Consider the following 4,001-nt stretch of genomic DNA (forward strand, 5'->3'; position numbering starts at 1 on the left):
TACTATGAAAGTCCAAGAAGTCAAGCCCGAAGGGCGCCGACTGATTGGGTAACTTTCATTAAGGGCGGGGCACAATGTCTACGAAGTGGACGTTTGTGCGTGCAGCTTACTATGAAAGTCCAAGAAGTCAAGCCCGAAGGGCAGATGAAGGTGTCTACACAAAAGGCAAATAGATAATTTATCAAAAACGATCAGAAAAAAATATTTTAAAGCAGGGAAAAATATTTTTTTAGAGAATTCAGATAGTAAGAAGTCCTTAGGAATCCATACGATGTTGGGAGGGACGAATCATGCGAAAAGTGTTTTTGTTTATCTTCTGTACTTTGCTGCTTCTTCCGATAGCTTTAGCGGGGGCGGCTCCGCAGCTGCCTACGGCGCCGCAGACGGGCGGCATGGAGACTCGTTTGAAGCTTTTGCAGGGGGATTGGCTCAATCCGAAAGGGCATCTCGTGCTGGAGATCAAGGGGCGAAAGATCAATGGCTGTGAGATCGTGAATTACGAGGATCTCGTCGATCGCACCACTATGGGCACGACAGTTTTCTGGGTTCTTGAAGCAGAGGGTGAGCGCAAACTGCAGATGGATTGGCGAATTTTTGGTGATGAAAACGATTATATATTCCTCGATGGCAGTTTGATGCTGCGCCGCGATGGTTCTTTGTGAGGGGATGCTGCAAGCGTTTCTTTGAAAATAGGGAAAGCCCCATGCACTCGACATTTATCGGGTGTATGGGGCTTTTTGCCGGATACTTTCCGGCGGTCAATACTGCTGCATTTCGTTCAGCAGTTTGAGTTTCATTTCGTAGTAGGCGGGACTCATGTCGAGATAGTGCGTGTGTGGGTTTTCGAAGCGCTGTTCTTCCTGCCAGATTTCTTTTTCTAGCTGTTCCTTGACGTAGGCGCGGATGTTTTCGAGCGACGGCTGCTTTGACACGCATTTGCCGTCCTTGATGACGTCTTCTTGCAGTTCGTGCGCCGTGCAGTTCGTGAAGAAGCGGTGCTTCCACGGCTTTTTGGGGTCGATGTAGCGATAGGGCTTCGTCATGTCGGGCGTTTCGTCGGCAAGCGTCAGCAGGTCGGCGATGGCGTGCCCTTCTTCGTCATAGATACGATAGACTTTTTTTTGTCCGGGGTTTGTGATTTTTTCGACGGTTTCGGACACTTTGATTTTTGGCAGAGTTTCACCGTCTTTTTCTACGGAGGCGAGTTTGTAGACGGCGCCGAATACAGGCTCGCTTTTCGATGTGATGAGCCTTTCACCGACGCCGAATGCGTCAATCTTGCCGCCTTGCGCGTTGAGGATCGAGGAGATCGTGTATTCGTCGAGACTGTTCGAAGCGATGATTTTGCAGTCGGAGAGATCGGCGTCGTCGAGCATGATGCGCACACGCTTGGAGAGATAGGCGAGGTCGCCCGAGTCGATGCGCACGCCTTTGAGTCGTTTTTTGAGCGGTGCGAGCACCTCTTTGGCGACGCGGATGGCGTTCGGCACGCCGGAGTGTATGACGTCGTAGGTATCGACGAGGAAGACGGCGTTGTCGGGGTACGTCTCGGCATATTTCTTGAATGCCGTGTATTCGTCGTCATAGTACATGACCCAGCTGTGCGCCATCGTGCCGCTGACGGGGATGCCGAAGAGCTGGCCCGCGAGCACCGTCGCCGTCGACGCCGCGCCGCCGATGTAGGCGGCGCGTGCGCCGTAGACGGCGGCGTCGACGTTGTGTGCGCGGCGTGCGCCGAAGTCGGAGACGATGCGCCCGCCTGCCGCTCGCACGATGCGGCGCGTCTTCGTCGCGATGAGCGACTGGTGGTTGATCTCGGCGAGGAGCGCCGTCTCGACGAGCTGTGCGTCGATGATGGGCGCGGTCACGGTGAGGATCGGCTCTTCGGGGTACATGATCGTGCCCTCGCGAAATGCGCGGATGTCGCCCGTGAAGCGGTAGTGCGCGAGGTAGTCGAGGAAGTCTTCGTCGAAGAGCGAGAGCGAGCGCAGATAGTCGATGTCAGCGGCGGAAAAGTGCATCGCCTCGATGTATTCGACGATCTGCTCAAGCCCCGCGAAGATGGAGAAGCCGCCGCCGTCGGGGTGGCGGCGGAAGAAGACGTCGAAGGAGGCACGTGCTTTCCTAGCCTCCTCGCCCTCGCGGAAATAGCCGTACGCCATCGTCAGCTCGTAGAGATCCATCATCATCGTGATGTTGCGCGATTCAAACTGTGCCATTGAGATTGTCCTTTCTTTTCGATGCCGCAGGAGCGGCGAATCGGTCGCTTCTTGTCGACGAAAACGGGAGAAACCGCCGACTTGCTCGACGGTTTCTCAAGGAAGTGCTGAATTTATCAAGGATTTCTATATTCCTTTATCGGGGAAACAGCGTCGTTCCTTAAAAGTACAGGTCAATCCTCGTCCTCCAGGAACTTGCCGAGTACGTAGAACGTGCCGTGTCCCTTGGCGTAGATCTTGCCGTCCTCGTCCTTGATCTCACTCTCCAAGGTCATCGCGTGCTTGCCGTCGTGCAGACAGACGCCCGTCGCGATGATCGTCTTGGCGAGCGGCACGGCGTGCATGAAGTCCATTGAGAGCGACATCGTCACGACCTTCTTGTTTCGTGCAAGTGCGGCGGCGCCCATCGCCGTGTCGGCGAGCGTCATCAGAACGCCGCCATGCACGATGTTGTAGAGGTTCGTGTGCTCCGGCTCGATCGTCAGCCGAAGCTCGACCGTGCCGTCGTTTTTCGGCACGACGCCTGCGTGCAGGTACTCGATGAACGGATTGAGGTGGTAAAACCGAATGATCTCCTGTTGTCTTTGTGTCAAAGGGAAATCCATAAGAAGCCTCCTTATTTTTCCTCAAGCGTCTCCTTATTTTTTGAAGAGCGACGTTTTTTCGATGCGGGGCGCGTCACGAGGAACGCGGTCGCGTATGCCGTGATGGGTATGGCGAAGAGCAGTCCGATGCTGCCGATGAGTGAACGGACGATCTCCGTTGCGATCATGTCGAGGTTTGCGATATGGACGAAGGAGAGGTTCGGCTGCGAGAAGAGCAGCAGCATCAAAGGCAGTGCGCCGCCGATGTAAGCGAGTACGAGTGTGTTCGCCATCGTGCCCATGACGTCGCGCCCGACGGCAAGCCCCGAAGCGACGAGCACGGTGAACGATGTTTTGGGCGCGAGGTTTTTCATCTCGCACTGCGCGGACGCGATGGACACGGCGACGTCCATGACCGCGCCGAGTGCGCCGAGGACGATGCCGGAAAAGAGCAGCTCGCGAAAGTCGACATCCTTCAGATACAGTACCTTGAGCATCCCCGCGTGCTCCTCGGCGATGCCTGTCAAATAGGTGAAGTGGATCGCAAGGAGTGCGAGCAGCCCTGCGACGAGGATGCCGCCGATCGTGCCGATGATCGCGCCAGCCGACTTCATATTGACGCCGTTGACCACGAGCTGTGTGCTGAGCGTGATAGCGGAGCCGATGAGAAATGTCCAGAGCAGGATGTGCGTCGGCGAGAAGAGGATCAGCGATATGAGTCCTTTGGCGATGAGAAAGACGGCGAAGAGCAGCACGCAGAGCGCCTTTAGCCCTGTTACACCGCCGAAGAGGATCAAGACGAGCGCAAATCCCAAGAGCAGCCAGAGAACGCCGGGCAGACGGTCGTAATCGACGATGGCGTAGGTTCCGTGCTCTTCGCGCACGAGGATGCTCTCGCCCTCCTTCGGATGGATGTCAAATGCAGGATTGTTGAGTGTGCGATGGACGATGCGTGCTTCTTCGCCTTCGGCGGGACCGGAGTCTAAGCGAACCGTCACATAATATTTTTCGCTGCCCGGTGCGAATTTTTCCATATCGTTCGCACTTTTTTCGACAGCGAGGATCTGCGCCTTGTACGTCGGCGGCTCGTCTCCTTCGCCGCCCGGCAGGTGGAAAAGCCCGTAAACGGCGAGGGAAAGGAAAAAGCAAAAGGCAAGAAATGCGCTCAAACGGCGCGGCTGCGGTTGGATTTTCATAG

The 4,001-nt window shown here is 55.7% G+C and carries 4 protein-coding genes; 1 reads left to right on the forward strand and 3 read right to left on the reverse strand.

Features of this window, described 5'->3' with window-relative positions; all coding sequences use genetic code 11:
* Window positions 1-290 precede the first annotated feature (290 nt).
* Complete coding sequence (locus ACTTKG_RS09525) at window positions 291-662, forward strand: hypothetical protein (RefSeq protein ID WP_442673968.1); 372 nt, start codon at window positions 291-293, stop codon at window positions 660-662.
* Window positions 663-758: 96 nt separating this feature from the next.
* Here ACTTKG_RS09525 and ACTTKG_RS09530 read toward each other — a convergent pair whose 3' ends face one another.
* The 3 genes from ACTTKG_RS09530 to ACTTKG_RS09540 form a co-directional block, all read right to left on the reverse strand.
* Window positions 759-2,219 (reverse strand): nicotinate phosphoribosyltransferase, encoded by a 1,461-nt coding sequence (locus ACTTKG_RS09530; RefSeq protein ID WP_442673969.1) that lies wholly within the window; start codon window positions 2,217-2,219, stop codon window positions 759-761.
* Between the two features lie 173 nt (window positions 2,220-2,392).
* Complete coding sequence (locus ACTTKG_RS09535) at window positions 2,393-2,824, reverse strand: PaaI family thioesterase (protein WP_442673970.1); 432 nt, start codon at window positions 2,822-2,824, stop codon at window positions 2,393-2,395.
* An 11-nt stretch (window positions 2,825-2,835) separates the two neighbouring features.
* Window positions 2,836-3,999, reverse strand: a complete 1,164-nt coding sequence (locus tag ACTTKG_RS09540; RefSeq protein WP_442673971.1) for a YibE/F family protein — start codon at window positions 3,997-3,999, stop codon at window positions 2,836-2,838.
* Between the last annotated feature and the right edge of the window lie 2 nt (window positions 4,000-4,001).

Origin of the sequence: Selenomonas sp. (assembly GCF_052169755.1) — a bacterium.
In the GTDB taxonomy this organism is placed as follows: domain Bacteria; phylum Bacillota; class Negativicutes; order Selenomonadales; family Selenomonadaceae; genus Selenomonas.